Consider the following 24,545-nt stretch of genomic DNA (forward strand, 5'->3'; position numbering starts at 1 on the left):
CACCGGGGGCGGACGGCCCCTCCCCGGCATGGCTGACCGCGTCGGCGACGATGTGCGCGACGTGCTCGTCGACCAGGGCGTAGGCGATCTCCCGGCCGCGCCGGGAACCCCGTACCACCCCCGCGCCGCGCAGCACCCGCAGGTGCTGGGAGACCAGCGGCTGCGGTGCGCCGAGCTGCTCGACCAGCTCGTGCACGCACCGCTCGCCCTGGGCCAGCTCGCTCACGATCGCCAGCCGGATCGGCGCGGACAGCGCCCGGAGCAGCTCGCCCGCGCCCTCGAAGGCGTCGTAGCCGTGGGTGCCGGTCACCCCGTAACGGTAACCAATACCAGTGACGGTTCGTCGGTCGGCGTCACCGCAGCACCACCTCGTGCGGCTCCGGCGCGCTGACCACGGCCGGGGTGGCCCGGCGGCGCAGCACCCGCCGGGCGGCCGCGGCCAGCGCCACCACGAGGAACGACGCGATCGCCAGCAGCACCACCGAGGCGCCGGGGGCGGTGTCGGCGGTGGCCGCCACCCACACCCCCGCCCCGGCGGCGAACAGGCCGAGCGCCATGGCCGCCGTCATGGTGCTGCGGAAGCCCCGGGTGACCTGCTGCGCGGTGGCCACCGGCACCACCATCAGCGCGCTGATCAGCAGGACGCCGACGGCCCGCATGGCGATGGTGACGGTGACCGCGGTGGCGACCGCCAGCAGCATGTTCAACGCCCGCACGGGCAACCCGGCGACCCGGGCGTACTCCTCGTCGTGGCAGACCGCGAACAGCGCCGGGCGCAGCGCCAGCATGAGCACCGCGATGCTCGCGCCGAGCACCGCGATGGTGGTCAGGTCGGCGGGGGAGGTGGTGGTGAGCGAGCCGAACAGGTAGGCGTTGAGGTTGGCGCTGCTGGCGTCGGAGAGACCGACCAGCATCACCCCACCGGCGATGCCGCCGTAGAACAGCAGCGCCAGCGCCAGGTCGCCGGAGGTGCGGCCCCGGGCCCGGACCAGCTCGATGGTGACCGCACCGAGGATCGCGGCGACCACCGCCACCAGCACCGGGGACCGGTTGAGCAGCAGGCCCGCCCCGACGCCGGTGAGCGCGACGTGGCCGATGCCGTCACCGATCAGGGCCAGCCGCCGCTGCACCAGATAGATGCCGAGAGCCGGGGCGGCCAGCCCGATCACCAGGGCACCGACCAGCGCCCGCTGCATGAAGTCGTACTGGAAGAGGTCCATCGTTCAGCTGCTCCACAGCCCGGCGGGCTCCTCGGGACCGTGCGGGTGCACGTGGTCGTGGTCGGGCTCGGCGTGGTGCCCGGCCGGTTCGGGCACCGGGCCGTCGTGGCAGACGCCACCCTGGTGCACCACCACCGCCCGGCTGATCAGCGGGCGCAGCGGCCCCAGCTCGTGGGCGACCAGCAGCACGGTGCCCCCGGTGCCGACGAAGTCGTGCAGCGCCCCGGCGAACGCCTCCTGGCTGGCCGCGTCGACCCCGGCGGTCGGCTCGTCGAGCACCAGCAGCTCCGGCTCACCGGCCAGGGCGCGGGCGATCAGGGTGCGCTGCTGCTGGCCGCCGGAGAGGGTGGCCACCGGGTCGCGGGCCCGGTCGGCGAGCCCCACCGCGCGCAGCGCCGCGTCCACCGCGGCCCGGTCGGCCCGGCCCGGTGGGCGCAGCACGCCCCGGCGGGCCAGCCGCCCCGAGGCCACCACCTCACGGACAGTCGCCGGCACGCCGCTGCCGGCCCCGAGGCGCTGCGGGACGTACCCGATGCGGTGCCACTGCCGGAACCGGCGCTGCGGGACGCCGAACAGCTCGACGGTGCCGGCACCCAGCGGGACCAGCCCGAGCACCGCCCGGATCAGGGTGGACTTGCCGGAGCCGTTGGCGCCGAGCACCGCCACCACCTCGCCGGCGGTGACGGTCAGCGAGACGTCCCGCAGCACCGGGCGGCCGTCGTAGCCGGCGGTGGCGTGCGCGACCTGGATGACGGGAGCGGTCACGAGCACCCCAGGGCGGTACGGAGCGTGGTCAGGTTGGTGCGCATCACCGAAAGGTAGTCCCCACCCCCGTCAGCGGAGAGCCCTTCGATCGGGTCGAGCACCGCGGTCTTCGCGCCGACCTCGGCGGCGATGGTCTCGGCGACCTTCGGGCTTACCAGCGTCTCGAAGAAGATCGTGGTGGCGCGGTGCTCGCGGGCCTCGCGGGCGACCTCGGCCAGCCGCTGCGGGGCGGGCTCGGTGTCGGGGGTGAGCCCGGTGAGGCCGATCTGCTCCAGCTGGTAACGCTCGGCGAGGTAGCCGAACGCGGCGTGGCTGACCACGATCTCCCGGCGCTGGCAGGTCTTCAGGCCGGCGGCGTACTCGGTGTCGAGCTTCTCCAGCTCGCCGCGCAGCGTCCGGGCCCGCGTCGTGTAGTCGGCGGCCCGGTCCGGGTCGACGACGGCGAGCCGTTCGGCGAGCCTGTCGGCGACGGTGGCCAGCCGGGTCGGGTCGAGCCAGAGGTGCGGGTCCTTGCCGCCGCTCTCCTCGGCGTGACCGTCCTCACCCTCGTGGTCGTGCCCGTCGGCTGTCGCGTCGCGCAGCGGTGCGACGGTTGTCACGTCGAAGGCCCGGTCGGCGGCGTTCTGCGCGACGGCCTCGTCCACCGCCGGCTGGAAGCCCTTGAGATAGAAGACCAGCTCGGCCTCGCTGACCTGGCCGACCTGGCGTGGGTTGAGTTCCAGGTCGTGCGGCTCGGCACCCGGCTTGGCCAGGTTGGTGACGGTGACCGCGTCCCCGCCGACCCGCTCGGCGACGAACTGGAGGGGGTAGAAGGCGGCGACCACGTCCACCCGGTCCGGGTCGGCCCCGGCGCCCTCGGTCGAGCAGGCGGTGCCGCCGGTCAGGACGAGCAGGGCGGTGGCGGCGGCGGTCAGGGCACGGAGCGGGGTGCGGGAGGTCATGTCGGCAACTGTCCGTGAAAACGAGAATGATTGTCAAAAACGCATGGGTGCATGTCAGAAGAGCTTGACCAGGGCCACCGCCACCAGCAGCGTCAGCATCACCAGCCGGATCAGCCGGGTCTGCGGCGCCTGCACCGGCCAGGTGACCGTCAGCAGGTAGGCCAGCCCCGCGGCCAGCGCCAGCAGGAGCAGCCCACCGACCGGGCCGGGCGCGAAGAGCGCCACCAGCACCAGCGCCAGGGTGGCGAGGAACACCGACGTCGGGTTCGCCCGGGCCAACCGGGCCAGCAGAGGGCGCTGCGTAGGCTGCATCCCACAGACTCTACGAGGAGGAACCCGGTGCTGGTCACCAACCGGTTCGTGGTCGCCGTCGAGGCGTCGGACGACTTCACCGCCCGGGCGCACGCCGCGCTGGCCGCGCTCGCCGCCCGCCCCGGCTACCTACGCGGTGAACTCCTGCGCGCCCTCGACGACCCCCGGCACTGGTGCCTGCTCACCGAGTGGGAGTCGGTCGGGACGTACCGGCGGGCGCTGGGCGGGTTCGACGTCAAGATCACCGCCGTGCCGCTGCTCGCCGAGTCGGTCGACGAACCCTCGGCGTACGAGACGCTGGCCGGCGCGGCCCCTGACGGCGAGGTGGTGGTCGTCGACAGCGACCGGGCCGCGCGTCCGCACCGCTGAACCACATCCGGCTGCGTCTCCGGTAGCAGCGAGTCCGATCGGGCCGCGCGTCCGCAGCGTCGGGCCCGGGGGCACTACCCTGCTCCTATGACCGCTCCCGGCCCGGCAGCCCCACCGCCGTACCCCGCGACACCCGGCCCGGACGGCGCACTGCCGCCCGCCGCCCCGGGAGGCCCGGGAACCCCCACCCCGTCGGGTGTCCCGGGCGTGCCCACCCCGCCGTCGGACCCGGGGGTCCCCCCGCCGCCCCCGGGGCCCGGAGTGGCCCCGCCGTTCGCCGCCCCGCCCACCGAGGGCAGCCGCAAGCGGCTCTGGCTGGGCCTCGGCGTCGGCGCGCTGGCCCTGCTGATCTGCTGCGGCGGCGGTGGCGCGGCAGCCGTCGGGCTGGTGGTCAGCAACGTGCAGGCCATCGAGGAGCAGGGGCAGGCGGTCACCGACGACTACTACCGCGCCCTGGTCGCCAAGGAGTACGGCAAGGCCTACGACACACTCTGCGAGGACGCACGGCGGCGGGAGTCGCGGGGCGAGTTCACCCGCCGGGTCGCCGAGGAGCCGGCGGTCGCCAGCTACCGGGTGGGCGACGTCGACCCGCAGACCCTGACCGTGCCGGTCGACGTCACCTTCAGCGGCGGCGGCCAAGACACCCAGCAGGTCACCCTCGCCGCCGACCAGCAGAGCGGCGGCATGGAGGTCTGCGGGGTCAGCTGAGCCGTCCCCGGTATTCTGCTGGGCCCGGGGCGCTGCTGGTCGTACCGTTGTCCCGGGCCGTCCGGTCCCACCCGTCTTCATGGCCACGCCGACCGCCAGCCGGCGTAGGAGGAAACATGCCAGCCGACCGTATCGACGCCGTCGTCAGCCTCGCCAAGCGTCGAGGCTTCGTCTTCCCCTCCAGCGAGATCTACGGAGGCACCCGGTCGGCGTGGGACTACGGTCCGCTCGGCGTGGAGCTGAAGGAGAACGTCCGCCGGCAGTGGTGGAAGGCGATGGTCCAGCAGCGCGACGACGTCGTCGGCCTCGACTCGGCGGTCATCCTCGCCCGCAAGGTCTGGGAGGCAAGCGGCCACCTCGCCGAGTTCGTCGACCCGCTGACCGAGTGCCAGTCCTGCCACAAGCGGTTCCGCGCCGACCACCTGGAGGAGGCGTACGCCGAGAAGCACGGCAAGCCGCTGACCTCGTTGCAGGAGCTGAACTGCCCCAACTGCGGCAACAAGGGCACCTTCACCGAGCCGAAGATGTTCAACGGCCTGATGAAGACCTACCTCGGCCCGGTGGAGAGCGACGAGGGCCTGCACTACCTGCGCCCGGAGACCGCCCAGGGCATCTTCGTCAACTACAACAACGTGGCGACCGCCGCCCGCAAGAAGCCGCCGTTCGGCATCGCGCAGACCGGCAAGTCGTTCCGCAACGAGATCACCCCGGGTAACTTCATCTTCCGCACCCGCGAGTTCGAGCAGATGGAGATGGAGTTCTTCGTCGAGCCCGGCTCCGACGAGCAGTGGCACGAGTACTGGTTGCAGGAGCGCTGGAACTGGTACCTCGACCTGGGTCTGTCCGAGGAGAACCTGCGCTTCTACGAGCACCCCAAGGAGAAGCTCTCCCACTACTCCAAGCGCACCGTCGACATCGAGTACCGGTTCCGGTTCGGCGGCACCGAGTTCGCCGAGCTGGAGGGCGTCGCCAACCGCACCGACTTCGACCTGGCCACGCACAGCAAGCACTCCGGCGTGGACCTTTCGTACTTCGACCAGACCCGCAATGAGCGCTGGGTGCCGTACGTCATCGAGCCGGCCGCCGGCCTCACCCGCGCGGTGCTGGCGTTCCTGCTGGAGGCGTACGACGAGGACGAGGCCCCGAACACCAAGGGCGGCGTCGACAAGCGCACCGTGATGCGCTTCGACCCCCGGCTGGCCCCGGTCAAGGTGGCGGTGCTGCCGCTGTCGCGCAACGAGGCGCTGTCGCCGAAGGCCAAGGGGCTCGCCGCCCAGCTCCGCAAGCGCTGGGTGGTCGAGTTCGACGACTCGCAGGCGATCGGCCGCCGCTACCGCCGGCAGGACGAGATCGGCACCCCGTTCTGCGTCACCGTCGACTTCGACACCCTCGACGACGACGCGGTGACCGTGCGGAACCGGGACACCATGGCCCAGGAGCGGGTCGCCCTCGACCAGGTCGAGCGCTACCTGATCGAGCGCCTGCCCGGCTGCTGACCACACCCGTCGTACCGGCCCCGCCCCGCTGACCGGGGGCGGGGCCGGCGCGCGTTCCGGCATCGGTCGGGATCTTCGTCCGCCCGGTCCTTGAGTCGGTCGCCGTGCCGTGCCAGCATTCCCGGTGCTGAATCTCTACACGGGGGTGGGAATGACGCACGAGCCGCAACCTGACCATGATCATGTTCCGGAGCGCCGCCGCCTCCTGCGCCGGGCCGCCGCGGTCGCCGTCACCACGGCCGGCGCGGGTGTCGCCGCCGCCGTCGGCCTGCCCGGCACCGCCCGCGCCGCCCCGGGCGACCACCTCACCATGGGTACGACCAACGACGCCGGGCCGGCGACCACCACGCTCAGCCTCGGCTACGCGGGGCTCACCCTGAGGAACACCGCGGGTGCGCCGTTGCGACTGGTGCCCGGCGAGCAGGTCTACCCGCAGGTGCTGGACTCGCCGACCGGCACCGTCGCGGTGGACCCGCTCGGCGACGTGTTCGTACAGGCCGGCCGGCCCGGCGACGAGGTCAACAGTTGGCTGTGGACGAGCGAGTGGGCGACCACCTCGGTCCCGGTGCGGCCGACCCGGGTGCTGGACAGCCGGGACCCGGACCTGCGCCGCACCATCGTCGCGGGCGCCTCGACGCTCGACCCGACGGGACGGCTCACCCCCGGTAACCCCATCGTGCTGAGCCTGGACCACCTGGTTCGCGACGGCTACGCCCTCAAGGGCAACGTGACAGTGGTCGGCATGACCGGTCCGGGCTTCCTGACGGCCTGGGGCAGCGGCACCAGGCCGACCGTGTCGACGGTGAACTGGTCGGCCGCCGGTCAGATCCTGTCGAACTTCCTCTTCGCCGAGCTGGGCACCCTCGGCGGGTACCGCAGTGTGCTGACGGTGCAGGTCTCCGCGCCGACCCACGTGATCGTCGACCTGACCAGCCTGCTGGTCGGCCACCCGAGCCAGGTCGTCGCGGTCGGCGGCGGTGCCGCCCCGGCGAGCGCCGCCGAGGCCGCGCCCCCGGTGGAGCCCGCCCCGGCGGCGGCCGCCCCCGGTGAGCCGGTCGTCCTCGGCCAGCGGAACAGCCCCGGCGTCACCACCGTGACCAGCGCCGCCCCGGACGGTGCCGCCACCCTGGCGCTGCGGAACCCGAACGGGGCGACGCTGGAGCTGACCCACAGCGACCTGCACGTGGCAAGCGATCTCGCCGTGGGTACCCTCGGAGTCGGCGTGTACGGGCTGGAGGTCGGCAACGGCACTTCCGTGGGACGGATCTCGGACGCGGCGTTCAGCACGTCGAACGCGACCATGCTGGTGCCGGTCCCGCCGACCCGGCTCCTCGACACCCGCAGCGCCGCCGGCCGGGCCCGGCTGCTGGAGGGCGGCGGCCGGATCGACGGCCGGGGGCGGGTGCTGGCCGAGACACTGCTGATCGTGCACCTGCGCGACATCGTCGAGTACGGCGACGGGATGTTGGGCAACATCACCGTGGCCGACACCACCCAGGGCGGCTTCGCCACGGTGTGGGGCACCGGCAGCCTGCCCACCGCCTCCACCATCAACTGGTGGACCGCCGGCCAACTGCTCTCCAACGGGGTGATCACGCAGCTCGGCGGTTACGAGACGGTCGGCGGCGACTACTACCCGGACGTGGTCGCCATCTACCTGCAAAAGAGCGCGGCGGCGGTGATCCTCGACGCGACCGGCCTGCTGGTGCGCCATCCGGATTCCGCGGTCGTCAATGCCCCGACGTCGACCCGTACCGCCGCCGGCTCCGCCGGCCGTCGGGCCCGGGCCCGGGCGATCAGGCAGGCCGCCGAGCGCGGCCACCGGGCGGTGCGGGCCGATGGGTGACCACGGAACCGGGAAGAGGGACATGAGCGCCGACGAGACCCCGTCCACCACCCGCCGCACGGTCATCCGGGCCGGGGTGGCCCTCGGCGTCGGTGTCGGCGCGACCGCGCTGGCCGGCACGCCGGCCGACGCCGCGCCCGGTGCGCCGGTGATCGGCGGGCAGCTCAACGACGCGGGCGAGGCCGGGACGGTGCTGGTCGGTGGCTCGTCGGCGAACCCGACGCTGGCGCTGGCCGGCACCGACCCGATGCTGCGGCTGTTCCCGACGCCGGACGACGCCATCCCGGCGGAGCTGCCGACCGGCTCGCTCGCCGTCACCCCCACCGCCGAGCTGGTGGTCGGCGGTCGGGACGGTCGTCGGGCGTACGTCAACACGTCGCGCTGGGCCAACCGCATCGTCGCCGTCCCGCCGGTGCGGCTGCTGGACACCCGGGCGCTGGCCAGCTATTCCGCCAACGTCCTCGCCGGTGCCGACGGGGTGGTGTCGGGCCGGTTGCAGGCGGGCCGGACGCTGTACCTGACCGTAAGTCGGGTCCCGGCAGGGTCCTACTACGCGCCGGTCGGTGCCTACCTCAACATCACGGTGGCGAACACGGTCTCCGGCGGAGTGCTCACCGCCTTTGCGGCCGGGGCCGCCAGGCCGGACACCTCCTCGGTGAACTGGTGGGGGCCGAACCAGATCCTCTCCAACCTGGTGGAGGTGCCGTTGGGTGCCCACGAGCGTGGTGCGGCCGCGTTCGCCCTGCACGTCCGCGCCGCCGCCACGGTGGTGGTGGACGTCTCGGCCCTGATCCTGAGCCTGCCGGGTTAGGACTGCCGCCCACCGCGGTGGGCGGGCCGCCGCCGGCATGGGATTCTGGGGTACGTGACCTCTCCCGCTGCGGTCCTGCGCCCGCTCACCATCGGCCCCCACCAGGTGTGGCCGCCGGTGGTGCTCGCCCCGATGGCCGGCATCACCAACGTCGGTTTCCGGCAACTCTGCCGGGAGCAGGGCGGTGGCATCTACGTCTGCGAGATGATCACCACGGTCGCGCTGGTGCAGCGGAACCCGAAGACCCTGCGCATGATCGCCTTCGGCGCCGACGAGCGGCCGCGCAGCCTCCAGCTCTACGGCACCGACCCGGAGATCACCGCCCAGGCGGTGCGGATCGTGGTGGAACGGGACCTGGCCGACCACATCGACCTGAACTTCGGCTGCCCGGTGCCCAAGGTGACCCGTCGGGGCGGCGGGTCGGCCCTGCCGTGGCGGCGGCGGCTGTTCGCCCGGCTGGTGCGGGCCGCGGTGGACGCCGCGTCACCCGCCGGGGTGCCGGTCACCGTCAAGATGCGCAAGGGCATCGACGACGACCACCTGACGTACGTCGAGGCGGGGCTGGCCGCCCAGGACGCCGGGGTGGCGGCGGTGGCCCTGCACGGGCGCACGGCCGCGCAGCGGTACTCCGGCACCGCCGACTGGGACGCCATCGCCACCCTCAAGCAGGCGCTCGACGTGCCGGTGCTCGGCAACGGCGACATCTGGGAGGCCGACGACGCGCTGCGGATGGTGGCCCACACCGGGGTGGACGGGGTGGTGGTCGGCCGGGGTTGCCTGGGGCGGCCGTGGCTCTTCGCCGACCTGCAGGCCGCGTTCGAGGGCCGGCCGGAGCGTCGGCTGCCGACCCTCGGCGAGGTGGCGGTGACCATGCGGCGGCACGCCGAACTGCTGGTCGACCAGTTCACCGCCGGCTCGCGTACCCCGGCCCGGGGCGAGCGGGACGGCTGCACCGACTTCCGTAAGCACGTCGCCTGGTATCTGAAGGGCTTCCCGGTCGGCAGCGAGCTGCGCCGGGAACTCGCCATGATCGAGAGCCTGGCCCAGCTCGACGACCTGCTCGGCAAGCTCGACGTGGCCGAACCGTTCCCGGTGGCCGCCCTCGGTCAGCCGCGCGGCCGGACGAACTCTCCCGGCAAGGTCTTCCTGCCCGAGGGCTGGCTGGACAGCCGGGACGACGACACCGTCCCCGAGGGCGCCGAGCTGGACGACTCGGGCGGCTGAGCCCGGCCCGCCGTCGGAGCGCGGTCCGGGGGTGACGACGAAGGGCCGACCCCCTCGGGGGTCGGCCCTTGCGGTTCGGTACGGGTCAGGAGGCGTAGCCGCGGCTGGCGATCCAGTGGGCCAGCTCACCGACGTCGATCCGGTAGGAGGCGGTGTCCGGGTTGGCGGAGTCCGCGATCGTCACGACCCGCCCGCCGTCGCGGTAGCCGACGACGCTGATGTAGTGCCCGCCCTCGAAGGAGTGGGTGTTGCCGTCGGTGTCGGTGGCGGTGCCGGCGATGTTGGCGACCACGGCGCGGCCGTCGTCCACCGCACGGACGATGTCCGCGCGCAGCTTGTCGATCCGCTTGCCGTCGACCTTGCCGGCCGGGATCTCCGTGCTGCGGTACGCGTCCTTGCGGCCGATCTCCTTGTTCAGGATCGGGGTGATGTCGTTGATGCTGTCGGTGCCGTCCTCGGTGGTGCCCATCTCCCTGGCCATCGCGTCCACGTCGATGTTCTTGCCCTGCACGCTCAGCGCGTTACGGGCGGCGGCCGGGCCGCAGTAGTAGAAGTTGGGCTGCGCGGCGTAGTCGACCTTCAGTTCACGCTCGCCGGCGGGCTTGCGGTCGGTCTGCACGACGGCGGCGGGCCGGGTGGTCTCGGCGGCCTGTGCGGCCAGCGCGGGGCCGGCGATGCCACCGGCGGTGACGGCCAGGCCGGCGGCGGTCAGCACGGTCTTACGCAGGATGTCGGTACGCATGATGGGTGCTCCTCTGCATCTCGGGGGTGCCACGGCGCGTCCCGCAGGGGGTGCGGTGACGCGGTGGTGCCGCATCGGCAGGTGAAGAGGAAGTCGTGACCCCGGCCGGGTGACGTGCGTTCCGGCAAGGCCGCCCTGCTGGGCGGGGCCGGGCCGGGACTGGCCGGGGCGATCGCGGATACCAGGTGTAACGACCCCGGCGGGCCGACGATTCCGCCCGGCGGGTGGCCCCCGTCACCCGCCGCCGGGCCGATCCGTCAGCGCATCGTCACCACCGACGACACCCGTCGGCAAACCCACCATCCGGTCACTGAAAGTCATAATCCGCCCACCGGCCTAGCGGCCCCTTCGCACCCTTTGCTCTGCTGCCCTCCCCGCGACAGTCACCCTTTGTGCCTGGCGCGTATGGAGCAGCAGAGCAAAGCGTGCGAGAGAGGTATGTGGTGGTTGCTGGCGGGGGATGGGAATGCGCAGCTCAGGGTGGGTTGATGATGGAGGGGGTGCCGGGGCCCGCTGATCATCGCCGGAGGTGGTCACTGTGTGTGATACGCGTGGCGCTTCGTGGCAGATGTGACTGGCTGTGATCGGAGAGGTGGCTCCCGTGCAGGAGGGTCCGCCGGGCCGGGAGGTCCGCTGGGTCGGGGCGTCCGCAGTGCGGGGAGGTCGGAAGGCCGAACGGCGGGTCCGGGGCGACGGTGGTTGGTCACCGCGCGTCGGGTGTGGTGGCGGTGTCTCGGGCCGGTGAGGGCTGCCCGGGGGCGGGATTCCGGTGCGTTTCCGCGGCGTCGGGGAGGTGCCGCCCGGCCGGTGCGGCGGGCCAGGGGATCTCCGGGGACGGGTGGAAGGCGATGCCGGCGGCGTGCCAGCGCGGGCCGTGGCCGGCCAGCCGCTCCCGGAAGCCGGGCCAGCTCCGGGTGGACGGCGTGGACCAGGCCACCTCGGCGAGGGCGGGCAGGCGCGGGAAGACCATGAACTCGATCTCGGCCAGCGAGGTCACCGACTCGGTCCAGAGCGGGGCCTCCACGCCCAGCACCGCCTCGGCGGGGACGCCGGTCAGATGAGTCGCCGGGTCCCAGTGGTAGGCCCGGTGCACGTCGATCAGACCGGCCCAGTCGTGCCCGATGGGGGTGTCCGGGGCGTACTTCATGTCCAGGTACGCGTGGTTGCCGGGGGAGAGGATCACCCGGGCTCCCCGGCGTACCGCCTCGGCCACCGTGGGGTCGTCCCCGTCGGTACCCCACCACTGCAGCACCCGGCCGTCGACCTGCCCGGCGGGGGCGATCTGGTGCCAACCGACCACGGTCCGGCCGAGCCCGGCGACGATCCGCTGCGCCCGCTCCACGAAACCGGTGTACGCCGCCCCCTTGACCTTGTACGCCTCGTCCCCGCCGATGTGCAGCCACGGCCCGGGGGTCAGCGCGGCCACCTCGCCGAGCACGTCGGCGACGAAGTCGTACGTGCGCTCGTCGGTGGGGTCGACGTAGCTGAAGCCGACCTCGGTGCCGGTGTACGGCGGCGGCGCGATCTTGTCCGGGGCCAGCTCGGGGTACGCGACCAGGGCCGCGTTGGTGTGTCCGGGCAGGTCCACCTCGGGGACGACGGTGACGTGCCGCCGCGCGGCGTAGGCGACGATGCGCCGGTAGTCGGCGGCGGTGTACCAGCCACCGGGGTCGCCGCCCACCGCGGTGCGCCCGCCGACCGTCGCCAGCCGGGGCCAGGAGTCGACGGCGATCCGCCAGCCCTGGTCGTCGGTGAGGTGCAGATGCAGATGGTTGAGCTTGTACCGGGCCAGGTGGTCGATCACCCGGCAGACCTCCTCGACGCCGAAGAAGTGCCGTGCCACGTCGAGCATCGCCCCCCGGTAGGGGAAGCGGGGCCGGTCGACGATCATGCCGCCCGGCACCACCCAGTGCTGCGCCACCGGGGTCCGGCTCTCCACGGCCGCCGGCAGCAGTTGCCGCAGCGTCTGCACGCCGTGGAACAGGCCGGTGGCGGTGCCGGCGGTGATCCGTACCGCGTCGGGGTCGACGTCGAGCCGGTAGCCCTCCGCGTCAGCGGACACCGTCGCTGCCGGGCCCTGCGGCGTGGCGGCGGCGAGGGTGAGCTGGAGCGGGCCCGGGGCGGGCGGCAGGTCGGCGACCGGGAGCGGGTAGCCGGTGGCGGGGCGGAGCAGTTCGGCGAGGTGTCCGGCGACCCCCCGGGCGCCCGCGTCGGCGCTGACCCGTACCGCCGCGTCGGCGGGGAGGACGAAGTCGGCGGCCGGCCGCGGCCGGACCGACGCGGGCGCCGGCACCACGTCACCCAGGCCGACGGTCGGCCGGGTGAGCAGCCGCCCGGCGGCCTGCGCGGCGCTGCGCGCCAGCGTGCCCGCGGTCGGCGTGCCCGTAGCCGGGGTGACCGTGGGCGGGGCGGCCCGGGTCGGAGCGGCGTCGGGGCGCGACGGCTGCTCGGGGACGGGTGCGACGCCGGTACGTGGGGTGCGCGACACGGGGCGGCTCCGGAGGGTGTATTCGCGAGGGATATGGCAAAGGTCAGGTTTGGTGCAACGGGTGACGTCAAGAGTACGAGGAGGAACCGGAATTGCGTGATCGTGCGCGTGGAAGCGTTCCCAGAAACCGGCGTGAACGCGGATAGTCGTGATGGCTGTGCCTATTGTCACCGAACGGTCCCAGGCCGCCCGATGTTCGCTTAACCTTCGCCCACCGAACGCTGACCAGGCCGGATTCCCGGTGGTCGGCCCCGGGGTAAGTCAGAACTGAACCTTCGTTAAGTGTCAATTCCGGCGCGCGTGGGAGGCTTCTGGTGACAACGCACGAGACGGACAAGTACGTCTACGACTTCGCCGAGGGCAACAAGGATCTCAAGGACCTGCTCGGTGGAAAGGGTGCCAATCTCGCCGAGATGACCAATCTCGGCCTGCCGGTGCCACCGGGCTTCACCATCACCACCGGTGCGTGCCAGGCGTACCTGGCGACCGGGCGGGAGCCGGACGGGCTGGCCGGGCAGATCGAGGCCCACCTGGAGGCGCTGGAACGCGCGATGGGCCGCCGCCTCGGTGATCCGCAGGACCCGCTGCTGGTCTCGGTACGCTCCGGCGCCCGGTTCTCGATGCCCGGCATGATGGAGACCGTCCTCAACGTCGGGCTCAACGACCGCAGCGTCGTAGGACTGAGCGACCAGGCAGGGCAGAACGACCGGTTCGCCTGGGACTCCTACCGCCGGCTGATCCAGATGTTCGGCAAGACCGTCTGCGAGGTGCCGGGCGAGGAGTTCGAACACGCCCTCGACGAGGCCAAGCGGGCCAAGGGCACCCACGACGACCTCGACCTTGACGCCGACGACCTGCGTGGGCTGGTGGAGACGTACAAGAAGATCTTCGCCAAGCACACCGGGCGGGAGTTCCCGCAGGAGCCGCGCGAACAGCTCGACCTGGCCATCCGGGCGGTCTTCGAGTCGTGGAACGCCGAGCGGGCGATCCTCTACCGCCGCCAGGAACGCATCCCCGCCGACCTGGGCACCGCCGTCAACGTGGTGACGATGGTCTTCGGCAACCTCGGCCCCGACTCCGGCACCGGCGTCGCCTTCACCCGCGACCCGGGCAGCGGCGCACAGGGCATCTACGGCGACTACCTGGCCAACGCCCAGGGCGAGGACGTCGTCGCGGGCATCCGCAACACCGTGCCGTTGCAGGAACTGGAACGGCTCGACAAGACCTCCTACGACCAGCTGCTCGACATCATGGCCCGGCTGGAAGGGCACTACCAGGACCTCTGCGACATCGAGTTCACCATCGAGCGCGGCAAGCTCTGGATGCTCCAGACCCGGGTGGGCAAGCGCACCGCCGCCGCCGCGTTCGTCATCGCCGGTCAGCTCGTCGACGAGGGCCTGATCGACCTGGACGAGGCGCTGCACCGGGTCAACGGCGCGCAGCTCGCCCAGCTCATGTTCCCCCGCTTCCAGCTCGACCACGAGTTCGAGGCGGTCGCCCGGGGCATCGGGGCCTCCCCGGGAGCCGCCTCCGGGGCGGTGGTCTTCACCTCCGCCCGCGCGGTCGAACTGGCCGCCGAGGGGAAGTCGGTGATCCTGGTCCGCCGGGAGACCAACCCCGACGACCTCAACGGCATGATCGCCGCCCAGGGCATCCTCACCTCGCGTGGCGGCAAGACCAGCCACGCCGCCGTGGTGGCCCGGGGAATGGGCAAGACCTGCGTCTCCGGGGCCGACGAGATCGAGGTCAACGTGCCGGCCAAGCGGTTCAACGTCGGCGGGCGCACCGTCTCCGAGGGCGACGTCGTCTCCATCGACGGCACCACCGGCAAGGTCTACCTGGGCGAGGTGCCGGTCACGCCGTCGGAGGTGGTGCAGTACTTCGAGGGCAGCCTCGACCCGGAACGGACCGACGACGCGCTCGTCCGGGCCGTACACCGGATCATGACGCACGCCGACGCGCGGCGGCGGCTGGCCGTGCGGACGAACGCCGACACCGGGGCGGACGCGGCCCGCGCCCGGCGTTTCGGCGCCGAGGGCATCGGCCTGTGCCGCACCGAGCACATGTTCCTCGGCGACCGGCGGGAACTGGTCGAACGCCTGATCCTCGCCGCCACCGAAACCGAGCGCACCGACGCGCTCGCCGCTCTGCTGCCCCTGCAACGCCAGGACTTCGTGGAGATCTTCCGCGAGATGGCCGGGCTGCCGGTCACCGTCCGGTTGATCGACCCGCCGCTGCACGAGTTCCTGCCCCCGCTGGAGCAGCTCGCGGTCAACGTCGCCGTCGCCCAGGAACGCGGCGAGGACGTCGCCAAGGAGGAGGCGCTGCTCGCCGCCGTCCGGCGGATGCACGAGGAGAACCCGATGCTCGGCCTGCGCGGCGTCCGCCTCGGCCTGGTCATCCCCGGCCTGTTCGCGATGCAGGTCCGCGCCATCGCCGAGGCCGCCGTCGCGGTCACCCGCGACGGCGGCACGGCCTGCCCGGAGATCATGGTCCCGCTGGTCGGCGCGGTCCAGGAGCTGGAGACGGTACGCGCCGAGGCCGAGAAGATCATCGCTGAGGTGGTCGGGGACAGCGGGGTCGAGGTGCTGATCGGCACCATGATCGAGGTACCCCGGGCGGCGCTGACCGCCGGGCAGATCGCCGAGGCGGCGCAGTTCTTCTCCTTCGGCACCAACGACCTCACCCAGATGGGCTGGGGCTTCTCCCGCGACGACGTCGAGGGCGCGTTCTTCTGGCGCTACCTGGAACTGGGCATCTTCGGCATCTCCCCGTTCGAGTCGATCGACCGCGACGGGGTCGGCCGGCTGATCCGGATCGCCGCCGAGGAGGGTCGGGCCGCCCGCCCCGGGCTGAAACTCGGCGTCTGCGGCGAACACGGCGGCGACCCCGACTCGGTGCACTTCTTCCACGAGGTGGGGCTGGACTACGTCTCCTGCTCGCCGTTCCGGGTGCCGGTCGCCCGGCTGGAGGCCGGCCGGTCCGCCATCGAGACCACCGGCTCCGACAGCCGCTGACCGCCCGCGACGCCCACCGGCCCGCCGCCGGTGGGCGTCGCGCGGCGTCGGTGCCCGGCCGGGTCGCGGGATTCCCGGTGCGCGCGCCCTCCGGCGCGGTGCGGCGTAACCTGGGCTCCCCGACCCTGGGGGACGACCGTGAAGGGGAGGCCGGATGGTGGCACCGCCCGCCCGACCACCCGGCGTCGACGGGAACCCGGCCGACGCGCAACGATGGGTCGAGGAGACGCCCAAGGACACCGGCCACGGCCGGTCCCCGTACGAGCGGGACCGCGCCCGGGTGCTGCACTCGGCGGCGTTCCGCCGGCTCGCCGCGAAGACCCAGGTGCACGTCGCCGGCACCGACGACTTCCTGCGTACCCGGCTCACCCACTCGCTGGAGGTGGCCCAGATCGCCCGGGAGATGGGTGCGAGGCTGGGCTGCGACCCCGACCTGGTGGACACCGCCGGGCTGGCCCACGACCTCGGCCACCCGCCGTTCGGGCACAACGGCGAGGACACCCTCGACGGGCTCGCCGCGTCCTGCGGCGGCTTCGAGGGCAACGCGCAGACGCTGCGGGTGCTCACCCGGCTGGAGGCGAAGGTGCTCGCCCCGGACGGCAGCCCGGCCGGGCTCAACCTCACCCGGGCCGCGCTCGACGCGGTCAGCAAGTACCCGTGGCCCCGCCGCCCCGGGCTGCGCAAGTTCGGCGTGTACGGCGACGACCGCCCGGTCTTCGACTGGTTGCGCGCCGGCAGCCCGGCCGCCCTCGCCCAACCTGCGGCCGACCGGCCCGCCGCCGACCCGTCCGGTGGTGCCCGCCGCTGCCTGGAGGCGCAGGTGATGGACTGGGCCGACGACGTGGCGTACTCGGTGCACGACGTCGAGGACGGCATCCACGGCGGGTACGTCTCGTTGCGCCCCCTCCTGAACGACCCGGACGAACGCGCTGCGCTCTGCGTCGACGTGGCCGCCGTCTACTCCGGGGAGTCCCCGGACGACCTCGGCGGGGTGCTCGTCGAGTTGCTCGCCGACCCGGTGCTCACCCCGCTGGCCGGGTACGACGGCAGCCACCGGGCGCAGGTCGCCCTCAAGGCCACCACCAGCGTGCTCACCGGCCGGTTCGTGGCGACCGTGGTCGGGGCGACCAGGGACCGCTTCGGCCCCGGCCCGCACCGCCGCTACGCCGCCGACCTGGTCGTGCCGCGCCGGATCAGGGCGCAGTGTGCCCTGCTCAAGGGCATCGCCTGGCGGTACGTGATGTGTCGCCCGGACGCCCGCACCCGTTACGACCGTCAGCGGGAGGTACTCACCGAACTGGTCACCGTGCTCGCCGACCGCGCCCCGGACGCCCTCGACCCGGTCTTCGCCCCGCTGTGGCGGCAGGCCGGAGACGACCCTGCCCGGCTGCGCGTCATCATCGACCAGGTCGCCTCCCTCACCGACCCCGCCGCCCTGACCTGGCACACCCACCTCGCCTGAAAACTGGCCCTACCCCTCTCCGCTACCGCCCGGCCGTCCTTGTCGGGCCGCCCCGTCCCGCCGGGCTGCTCGCCCCCGCCACGCCGCTCGCCCCCGCTCCCGCCCCCGACCCCGCCCCACTCCGGTGATCAAGAGGTTTGCGTCAGTTGATCAAGAGGTTCGCGTCAAAGTTGATCGCTGAATTGACGCAAAGCTCTTGATCACCGGGGAGGTTGACGCGAACCTCTTGATCACCCGGAGCGGAGGGGGTGGAGATGGGGGCGAGGGGGAGGGGTTGGGGAGTTAGGGTAGCCTTAGTTCTATGGCGGAGCGCTCCAAGATGGTTACTGCGGCGCGGGTGGTGCGGACCGAACGGCCCACCCCGCACCTGGTCCGACTCGTTCTCGGTGGGGAGGAGTTGACCGGGCTGCCGGTGGGGGAGTTCACCGACCACTACGTCAAGCTGGTCTTTCCGCCCGAGGGGGTGGAGCTGCCGAGGCCGTTGGACCTGACGGCGGTCAAGCGGGAGCTGCCCCGGGAGCAGTGGCCCCGACTGCGCGCGTACACCGTGCGGGCCTGGGATGCGGCGGCCGGTGAGATGACCATCGACGTGGTGCACCACGGGGACGAGGGGTTGGCCGGGCCCTGGGCGGCGCGGCTGCGTCCCGGCGACGAGGTGCTGTTCGTCGGCCCCGGCGGGGCGTACGCGCCGGATCCGACGGCCGACTGGCACCTGCTGGTGGGCGACGAGAGCGCCCTGCCGGCGATCGGTGCCGCGTTGGAGCGGCTGCCCGAGGGCGCCCCGGCGGTCGTCCTCGTCGAGATCGCCGACCCGGCCGACGAGCAGTCGTTGCCCAGCCCCGGCGCGGTGGCGTTGACCTGGCTGCACCGGGGCGGCCGACCGGTCGGCGAGGCGCTGGTCGCGGCCGTACGGGAGCTGGAGTTCCCACCCGGCCGGGTGCACGCCTTCGTGCACGGCGAGGCCACCTTCGTCAAGGAGCTGCGCCGGCTGCTGCGGGTCGAGCGGTCGGTGCCCCGGGAGGCGCTGTCGATCTCCGGATACTGGCGGCTGGGCATGGACGACGAGGGCTGGCGCTCCACCAAGCCCGACTGGAACCGCCAGGTGGAGGCCGAGGAGGCCGAAGTCCTGACCTGATCACCACCGTCCACGGCCGTGGCAATGGGCGCAATCGTCCGCTGCCGGGGTCACCGGGCGGGACGATGTGACCATGGCTGAGCAGGCACGGGACGTAGATGCGCGGGCGGGTGGCAGGCCCGACCCGGTGGTGCTCACCCTGGGCGTCGGCGGGGTGCTGGCGGTCGTGCTCTGGGGGGTGTCCGCGCGCGGTTCGCTGGCCGACTTCGGCGAGTCCGGGCTGGCCTGGGTGATCGGCACCTTCGGCTGGTTCTTCGTCGTCGCGGCAGACGCCTTCCTGGTGCTCGCGGTGGTCGTCGCGGCCTCCCGCTACGGCCGGATCCGGCTGGGCGCCGACGACGACCAGCCGGAGTTCAACACGCTGGCCTGGGTCGCCATGATGTTCAGCGCGGGGATGGGCATCGGTCTGGTCTTCTTCGCGGTGGCCGAGCCGATCCAGCACTACGCCGCCCCGCCGCCGGCCACCGGCGTCGCGGCACAGACCCCGGCCGCAGGTGCGGCGGCCATGCAGTACACGCTCTTCCACTGGACGCTGCACCCGTGGGCGATCTACGCCGTCACCGCGTTGGCGCTGGCGTACTCGACCTTCCGTCGGGGGCGGGACAACCGGATCTCGGCCGCGTTCCGCCCGCTGCTCGGCGCGCGGGCCGACGGGGTGGCCGGTCGGGCCATCGACCTGCTCGCCGTCTTCGCCACGGTCTTCGGTTCGGCTACCAGCCTCGGCCTCGGCGCGCTCCAGGTGGCCGCCGGTCTGGACCTGGTGGCCGGCGTACCGGACACCCGGTCGGTGGAACTGACCGTGATCGGCGCGCTCACCCTGGCCTTCGTCGTCTCGGCCTTCTCCGGCCTGCACCGGGGGGTCAAGTGGCTGTCCACCACCAACGTCCTGCTGGCCGTGGCGCTGATGATCTTCGTGTTCGTGGTGGGGCCGACGATCTACACGCTGGAGGTGCTGCCCGCCTCGGTCGGTGACTACCTCAGCCGCCTGATGTTCATGTCCACCCGTACCGGCGCGTTCTCCGACCCGGCGTGGCTCGGGTCCTGGACGATCTTCTACTGGGCCTGGTGGATCTCCTGGGCACCGTTCGTCGGCACCTTCATCGCGCGGATCTCGCGTGGGCGGACCGTGCGTCAGTTCCTGGTCGGGGTACTGCTGGTGCCCAGCGGGGCCAGTGCGATCTGGTTCGCGATCATGGGCGGCAGCGCCCTGCGTACCCAGGCCAGCGGCACCCGCGATCTGGTGGCGGACGTCGGGGCGGGCAGTGAGCAGGCGCTGTTCGGGCTGCTGGACGCGCTGCCGCTGGGGACCGTCACCAGCGTACTGGCCATGGTGCTCATCGCGCTCTACTTCGTGACCAGCGCCGACTCGGCGTCGCTGGTGCTGGGGGCGCTCACCTCGGGCGGCGCACTGCGCCCGCACCGCGTACTCGTGGTGCTCTGGGGGGTGCTGATCGGGGCGGTCGCCGCCGCGCTGCTGCTCGCCGGGGGCCTGGCCGCCCTGCAACAGGCGACCATCATGGTGGCGCTGCCGTTCGTGGTGGTGATGCTCGGGCTCGCCGTGGCGCTGCTGCGTGACATGGCCCGGGACCCGGCGGTCAACCCGCACCCGGACCGGGGACGCCGGTCCGGCCTGTCCGCCGCCGTGCGGGCCGCCCGGTCGTACGACGAGGAGAACCCGCCCCCGGTCACCCGCTGGCTGCACCGTCCTCCCCGCTGAGCCGGGCGTTCGCCACCCGCCATCCCCCGCCCGACGGATCGTCGGTCCGGCAGGGCAGGATGGAGGGCCGAGGGGGTGGCACCGCATGGCTGGGCGGATCAGGGACGAGGACATCGCGTTGGTCCGCGAGCGCACCTCCATCGCCGAGGTGATCTCGGACACGGTGACCCTGAAGTCGGCAGGTGGCGGCAACCTCAAGGGCCTGTGCCCGTTCCACGACGAGAAGAGCCCGTCGTTCAACGTCTCACCGGCCCGTAACGTCTTCTACTGCTTCGGTTGCGGCGTCGGTGGCGACGCGATCAAGTTCCTGATGGACGCCGAGCATCTCACCTTCGTCGAGTCCGTCGAGCGGCTCGCCGACCGGGCCGGCATCCAGCTGCGCTACGTCGAGGGTGACCAGGCCGCGCCCCGGGCCCGTCCGCAGCAGGGGCAGAAGCAGCGGCTGGTGGCCGCGCACGCCGCCGCCGTGGAGTTCTATCAGGCGCAGCTCACCACGGCCGGCGCCCGCCCGGCCCGGGAGTTCCTGGCCCGGCGCGGTTTCGACCGGGCCGCCGCGCAGCGGTACGGCTGCGGCTTCGCCCCGGACGCCTGGGACCTGCTCACCAAGCACCTGCGCCAGCAGGGGTTCAGCCACGACGAGCTGGTCACCGGCGGGCTGTCCCGGCCGTCGCGCTCGGGCACCCTGATCGACCGGTTCCGTCGCCGGCTGATGTGGCCGATCCGGGACATCGCCGGTGACGTGATCGGCTTCGGGGCGCGGAAGCTCTTCGACGACGACGACGGCCCGAAATACCTCAACACCCCCGAGACGCCGATCTACAAGAAGTCGCACGTGCTCTACGGCATCGACCAGGCCAAACGGGAGATCGCCAAGCAGGGCCGGGTGGTCGTCGTCGAGGGTTACACCGACGTGATGGCCTGCCACCTGGCCGGGGTGCCGACCGCCGTGGCGACCTGCGGCACCGCCTTCGGCGCGGACCACATCGGCGTGCTGCGCCGGCTGCTGCTCGACACCGACGCGGTGGCCGGTGAGGTGATCTTCACGTTCGACGGGGACGCCGCCGGGCAGAAGGCCGCGCTGCGTGCCTTCGAGGACGACCAGCGCTTCGTCGGGCGTACCTTCATCGCGGTCAGCCCGGACAACATGGACCCGTGCGACCTGCGGTTGGCAAAGGGCGACCTGGCGATCCGTGACCTGGTGGCCCGCCGCGAGCCGCTCGTCGACTTCGCCCTCCGGCACGTGATCAACCGCTACGACCTGGACACGGTGGACGGCCGGGTGGAGGCGATGCGCCGGGCCGCGCCCCTGGTTGCCAAGATCAAGGACCTGGAGAAGCGTCCCGAGTACGTCCGCAAGCTCGCCGGTGACCTCGGCATGGAGATCGAGCCGGTGCAGCGGGCGGTGCTGGCCGCCGCCAACTCCCCCGGGGAACGGGAGGCCACCGCCCCGCCCCGGGGTCGGACCCGTCCGGCCGTGCCCGCCGTGGACAGCCCGGAGTCGATGGTCGAGCGGGAGGCGTTGAAACTCGCCCTCCAGGTGCCGGTCCTCGCCGGCCCGATGTTCGACGCCGTCGAGGCCGCCGAGTACCGGCACCCGGTGCACGTCGCGGTCCGTACGGCGATCGCGGCGGCCGGCGGGGTGGCGGTGGCGGCCGGCGGCGCGGTGTGGATCGGTGCCGTGCGGGACGCCTGCGAGGACCTGGCCGCCCAGGCGCTCGTCGGTGAGCTGGCGGTGGAGCCGCTGCGGATCGACGGCGAACCCGATCCGAGGTACGTCTCCAGCACCCTCGCCCAGTTGCAGTGGGGCTCGGTGACCGCCCGGATCAGGGACCTCAAGTCCAAGATCCAGCGGATCAACCCGGTCAACCAGAAGGACGAGTATTTCGCCCTCTTCGGGGAACTGCTCTCGCTGGAACAGCATGCGCGGGCCCTGCGCGAGCAGGCCGCGGGAGGACTCTGATGGGACTGTTCGGCCGCAAGCGCAAGGTGCCGTCCGCCGTCCGCCCGCCCCTGGCCGCCGGTGAACGCGTCCTGGCCTGGGCCGCCACGGGCAACGGCAGCAGTAACGACGCGCCACCCGCTGACCCGATGTCCGCCGTCGACGGGGCGTCGGCCGTTGGCGGTGCGTCGGTCGGTGCCGGTGGTGGTGCTGCCGGTGGCGGGGTGCTGGTGGCCACGAACCTCGGGCTCTGGCTGCCGGGCCGCGGGGAGCGGTTGGGCTGGCACGACATCCTCAAGGCCGTCTGGTCCGGGCGGGAACTGACGGTCACCCCGGCGGCGACGGCCGCCGAGCGGGACGGCTACCTGGTGGTCGCCGACGGTCTCGCCGAGACGTACCTGCTGCTCGATCCGGGGGACCTGCCGCACCAGGTGCGGGCCCGGGTGACCCGCTCGGTGGCGTACACCCAGCAGCACCCGGTGCCCGGTGGCTCGGGGCGGATCGCGGCCCGGCGGGTGGCCGGGGCGGATGGTCTGACCTGGACGGTCCGCTACGACCCCGGTACCCCGGTCGACGCCGACGAGGTACGCGCCGAAACCGACCAGCTCGTCGCCGCCGCCCGCGCCGCCACCGCCCCCGCCGACCTCTGAGCCTCCACCGGGCGGGGGGATCGACCGCAACATCGGCGATATGGCGGCATCGCCGCGACCTGATGCCGCTGCATCGGCCCAACTGAGTCGATCATGACCTGACGCGGCGGGATCGTGGAAGCTCCCCGTGAACCGTGCGTCGCCGGTCGGCGGGCGAGGTGTGCCGGGGTGGTCGGGTCACCGGGACCGTGCCCAGGTGACGATGCGGTCGGTGAGGCCGGGTGGCGCGACACCGTCGTGCAGGCTGGCGAGGTCGTCCATGGCTTCGCCCAACAGCAGGCCCAGGTAGACCAGCAGGGCGGTGCGATCCTCGCGGTACTCCCCGAGCAGCGCCAGCCGGGCCGGCGAGCACGGCCAGGCCGCCCCGCACACCCGGCAACGCCAGGAGGGGCGGGCGGCCACGTGGGGGCGGTACCGGGGCATCAGCGCCGACCCGGCCGACCGGGACGGTGGCCGGGGCGGCCCGGAAATCCGCAGCGCGATCCGAGAACCTGTCGCATGGTCGAGCCTCCGTCGATGCTGGAGGGGAGCGCCCGCCGACGACACCGACGGACGCTCCCGGCCTGGTTCCGCCCACCGTCCGATCCCGGGAGCGGTCCCGCTGGGTGACAGTCTGTTGATGATCCGACTACGGTGGGAGGTCCGCCGTGCCGACGACGCAGGCGTGGACCGGTCGACCCCGAGCGGTCCGACAATGTACGGAGGCTGTCTGGTGGAACGCTCGTCCATGCTGGACCACTTCGCGGAGGAACTGCGGCTCACCCGGGCCGGTCACGGCATGTCCCAGGCGGCGCTGGCCGAGGCGTTGAGCTATTCGGGTGCCCTGGTCGCCAAGGTGGAGACCTGCGAACGCCGGCCGAGCCTGGACTTCGCCCGCCGCTGCGACACGGTGTTCACCACCGACGGCCGCTTCGAACGAATCCAACGCCGGATCAGCCGGGAAACCGTGGTGCCCTGGGCTCGGGACTGGACGGCAGTGGAAGCGGAGGCGCGGGCGTTCCGTTGGTTCGAGCCGCTCTACGTTCCCGGCCTGCTTCAGACCGAAGAATATGCCCGTGCCATCCTGGTCGGTGCCGGGCTGTTCGGCGTCGACGAAATCGAACAACAGGTGGCCACGCGAATCGAGCGCCAGGTAGTGCTCACCCGGGACCGGCCGCCGTTGCTCACTGCTGTCATCGACGAGTACGTGTTGCGCCGCAATGTCGGTCAGCCGGAGGTCATGTGTCAGCAGTTGCAGCACTTGGTGAAGCTCGGCACGACGTTGCCGCGAGTCCGTATCCAGGTGGTGCCACTGTCCGCCGGTGCCTATCCCGGCCTTGACGGCCCTTTCGTCATTGCTACCTCGCCCACTGGTGAGGACGTCGTCTACCTGGAGGGACAGCGCCACGGGCAGGTGGTCGACCGCACCGACTACCTGCGTGAAGTGGTTGAGGTATGGGAGTCGATCCGTGGTGAGACACTTTCGCAGCAGCAGTCCATCGAGTTGATATCGGAGGTGGCGGAAACATGGATCTGACCGGTGCCCGGTGGCGCAAGAGCACCCGTAGCAATGGCGGCGGCGGGGCCTGCGTCGAGGTGGCGGACGAGCTTTCCGGCGTGGTGATGGTGCGGGATTCCAAGGACCCGGGTGGGCCGGTGCTGGCCTTCGACCCGTACGCCTGGCGGGCATTCGTCGCCGGGACGGCACGGAAGGCTTAGCGGGA

The 24,545-nt window shown here is 72.6% G+C and carries 21 protein-coding genes and 1 pseudogene; 14 read left to right on the plus strand and 8 right to left on the minus strand.

Going from position 1 to position 24,545, the window contains the following annotated elements; all coding sequences use genetic code 11:
- Window positions 1–7: 7 nt before the first annotated feature.
- From JQX11_RS19070 to JQX11_RS19090, 5 genes and pseudogenes are all read right to left on the minus strand, one after another.
- Window positions 8–310 (minus strand): annotated as a pseudogene (locus JQX11_RS19070) (ArsR/SmtB family transcription factor); the annotation flags it as partial.
- A 43-nt stretch (window positions 311–353) separates the two neighbouring features.
- Complete coding sequence (locus JQX11_RS19075) at window positions 354–1,220, minus strand: metal ABC transporter permease (protein ID WP_204926311.1); 867 nt, start codon at window positions 1,218–1,220, stop codon at window positions 354–356.
- A gap of 3 nt (window positions 1,221–1,223) precedes the next feature.
- A complete protein-coding gene (locus JQX11_RS19080) occupies window positions 1,224–1,985 on the minus strand; it encodes a metal ABC transporter ATP-binding protein (RefSeq protein ID WP_204926312.1) in 762 nt (253 codons plus the stop codon).
- On the minus strand, window positions 1,982–2,926 hold the full coding sequence (locus tag JQX11_RS19085) for a metal ABC transporter substrate-binding protein (RefSeq protein ID WP_204926313.1): 945 nt from the start codon (window positions 2,924–2,926) through the stop codon (window positions 1,982–1,984). The genes JQX11_RS19080 and JQX11_RS19085 overlap by 4 nt, the downstream gene beginning before the upstream one ends.
- Window positions 2,927–2,980: 54 nt before the next feature.
- Window positions 2,981–3,238 (minus strand): DUF6703 family protein, encoded by a 258-nt coding sequence (locus JQX11_RS19090; RefSeq protein ID WP_204926314.1) that lies wholly within the window; start codon window positions 3,236–3,238, stop codon window positions 2,981–2,983.
- A 27-nt stretch (window positions 3,239–3,265) separates the two neighbouring features.
- On the opposite strand from JQX11_RS19090, the gene JQX11_RS19095 reads away from it, so the two are divergent.
- From JQX11_RS19095 to dusB, 6 genes are all read left to right on the plus strand, one after another.
- Window positions 3,266–3,607: an antibiotic biosynthesis monooxygenase family protein gene (locus JQX11_RS19095; protein WP_204926315.1), complete on the plus strand. Its 342-nt coding sequence runs from the start codon at window positions 3,266–3,268 to the stop codon at window positions 3,605–3,607.
- A gap of 207 nt (window positions 3,608–3,814) precedes the next feature.
- Window positions 3,815–4,315: an Rv0361 family membrane protein gene (locus tag JQX11_RS19100; protein ID WP_204926481.1), complete on the plus strand. Its 501-nt coding sequence runs from the start codon at window positions 3,815–3,817 to the stop codon at window positions 4,313–4,315.
- A 116-nt stretch (window positions 4,316–4,431) separates the two neighbouring features.
- A complete protein-coding gene (locus JQX11_RS19105; protein ID WP_204926316.1) occupies window positions 4,432–5,811 on the plus strand; it encodes a glycine--tRNA ligase in 1,380 nt (459 codons plus the stop codon).
- Window positions 5,812–5,962: 151 nt separating this feature from the next.
- On the plus strand, window positions 5,963–7,657 hold the full coding sequence (locus JQX11_RS19110; RefSeq protein WP_204926317.1) for a hypothetical protein: 1,695 nt from the start codon (window positions 5,963–5,965) through the stop codon (window positions 7,655–7,657).
- A gap of 22 nt (window positions 7,658–7,679) precedes the next feature.
- Window positions 7,680–8,468: a hypothetical protein gene (locus tag JQX11_RS19115; RefSeq protein WP_204926318.1), complete on the plus strand. Its 789-nt coding sequence runs from the start codon at window positions 7,680–7,682 to the stop codon at window positions 8,466–8,468.
- A gap of 54 nt (window positions 8,469–8,522) precedes the next feature.
- Complete coding sequence (gene dusB, locus JQX11_RS19120; protein WP_204926319.1) at window positions 8,523–9,692, plus strand: tRNA dihydrouridine synthase DusB; 1,170 nt, start codon at window positions 8,523–8,525, stop codon at window positions 9,690–9,692.
- A gap of 85 nt (window positions 9,693–9,777) precedes the next feature.
- On the opposite strand, the gene JQX11_RS19125 is transcribed toward dusB, so the two are convergent.
- Both JQX11_RS19125 and JQX11_RS19130 read right to left on the minus strand, forming a co-directional pair.
- Entirely contained in the window at window positions 9,778–10,434 is a 657-nt protein-coding gene (locus JQX11_RS19125) for a C39 family peptidase (RefSeq protein WP_204926320.1), read from the minus strand.
- 703 nt (window positions 10,435–11,137) lie between these two features.
- Window positions 11,138–12,922, minus strand: a complete 1,785-nt coding sequence (locus tag JQX11_RS19130) for a beta-N-acetylhexosaminidase (RefSeq protein WP_204926321.1) — start codon at window positions 12,920–12,922, stop codon at window positions 11,138–11,140.
- A gap of 311 nt (window positions 12,923–13,233) precedes the next feature.
- Between JQX11_RS19130 and ppdK the strand changes: the two genes are divergently transcribed.
- From ppdK to JQX11_RS19160, 6 genes are all read left to right on the plus strand, one after another.
- Entirely contained in the window at window positions 13,234–15,939 is a 2,706-nt protein-coding gene (gene ppdK, locus JQX11_RS19135; protein WP_232378205.1) for a pyruvate, phosphate dikinase, read from the plus strand.
- 154 nt (window positions 15,940–16,093) lie between these two features.
- Window positions 16,094–17,401, plus strand: coding sequence for a deoxyguanosinetriphosphate triphosphohydrolase (locus JQX11_RS19140; protein WP_204926323.1), 1,308 nt, complete (start codon window positions 16,094–16,096; stop codon window positions 17,399–17,401).
- 301 nt (window positions 17,402–17,702) lie between these two features.
- Window positions 17,703–18,536: a siderophore-interacting protein gene (locus JQX11_RS19145; protein ID WP_204926324.1), complete on the plus strand. Its 834-nt coding sequence runs from the start codon at window positions 17,703–17,705 to the stop codon at window positions 18,534–18,536.
- Between the two features lie 73 nt (window positions 18,537–18,609).
- Entirely contained in the window at window positions 18,610–20,253 is a 1,644-nt protein-coding gene (locus JQX11_RS19150) for a BCCT family transporter (protein WP_204926325.1), read from the plus strand.
- 85 nt (window positions 20,254–20,338) lie between these two features.
- The gene (gene dnaG, locus JQX11_RS19155) at window positions 20,339–22,213 is read left to right on the plus strand and encodes a DNA primase (protein ID WP_204926326.1); all 1,875 of its coding nucleotides are present in this window, start codon (window positions 20,339–20,341) and stop codon (window positions 22,211–22,213) included.
- A complete protein-coding gene (locus JQX11_RS19160; RefSeq protein ID WP_204926327.1) occupies window positions 22,213–22,842 on the plus strand; it encodes a hypothetical protein in 630 nt (209 codons plus the stop codon). Before dnaG ends, JQX11_RS19160 begins: the two co-directional genes overlap by 1 nt.
- Window positions 22,843–23,019: 177 nt before the next feature.
- On the opposite strand, the gene JQX11_RS19165 is transcribed toward JQX11_RS19160, so the two are convergent.
- Entirely contained in the window at window positions 23,020–23,265 is a 246-nt protein-coding gene (locus JQX11_RS19165) for a flavin reductase (RefSeq protein ID WP_204926328.1), read from the minus strand.
- 289 nt (window positions 23,266–23,554) lie between these two features.
- Between JQX11_RS19165 and JQX11_RS19170 the strand changes: the two genes are divergently transcribed.
- Together JQX11_RS19170 and JQX11_RS19175 are read left to right on the plus strand one after the other, a co-directional pair.
- The gene (locus tag JQX11_RS19170) at window positions 23,555–24,358 is read left to right on the plus strand and encodes a helix-turn-helix domain-containing protein (protein ID WP_307826248.1); all 804 of its coding nucleotides are present in this window, start codon (window positions 23,555–23,557) and stop codon (window positions 24,356–24,358) included.
- Entirely contained in the window at window positions 24,349–24,540 is a 192-nt protein-coding gene (locus JQX11_RS19175) for a DUF397 domain-containing protein (protein WP_204926329.1), read from the plus strand. Before JQX11_RS19170 ends, JQX11_RS19175 begins: the two co-directional genes overlap by 10 nt.
- Window positions 24,541–24,545 lie beyond the last annotated feature (5 nt).

The organism is Micromonospora humida (assembly GCF_016901255.1).
In the GTDB taxonomy this organism is placed as follows: domain Bacteria; phylum Actinomycetota; class Actinomycetes; order Mycobacteriales; family Micromonosporaceae; genus Micromonospora; species Micromonospora wenchangensis.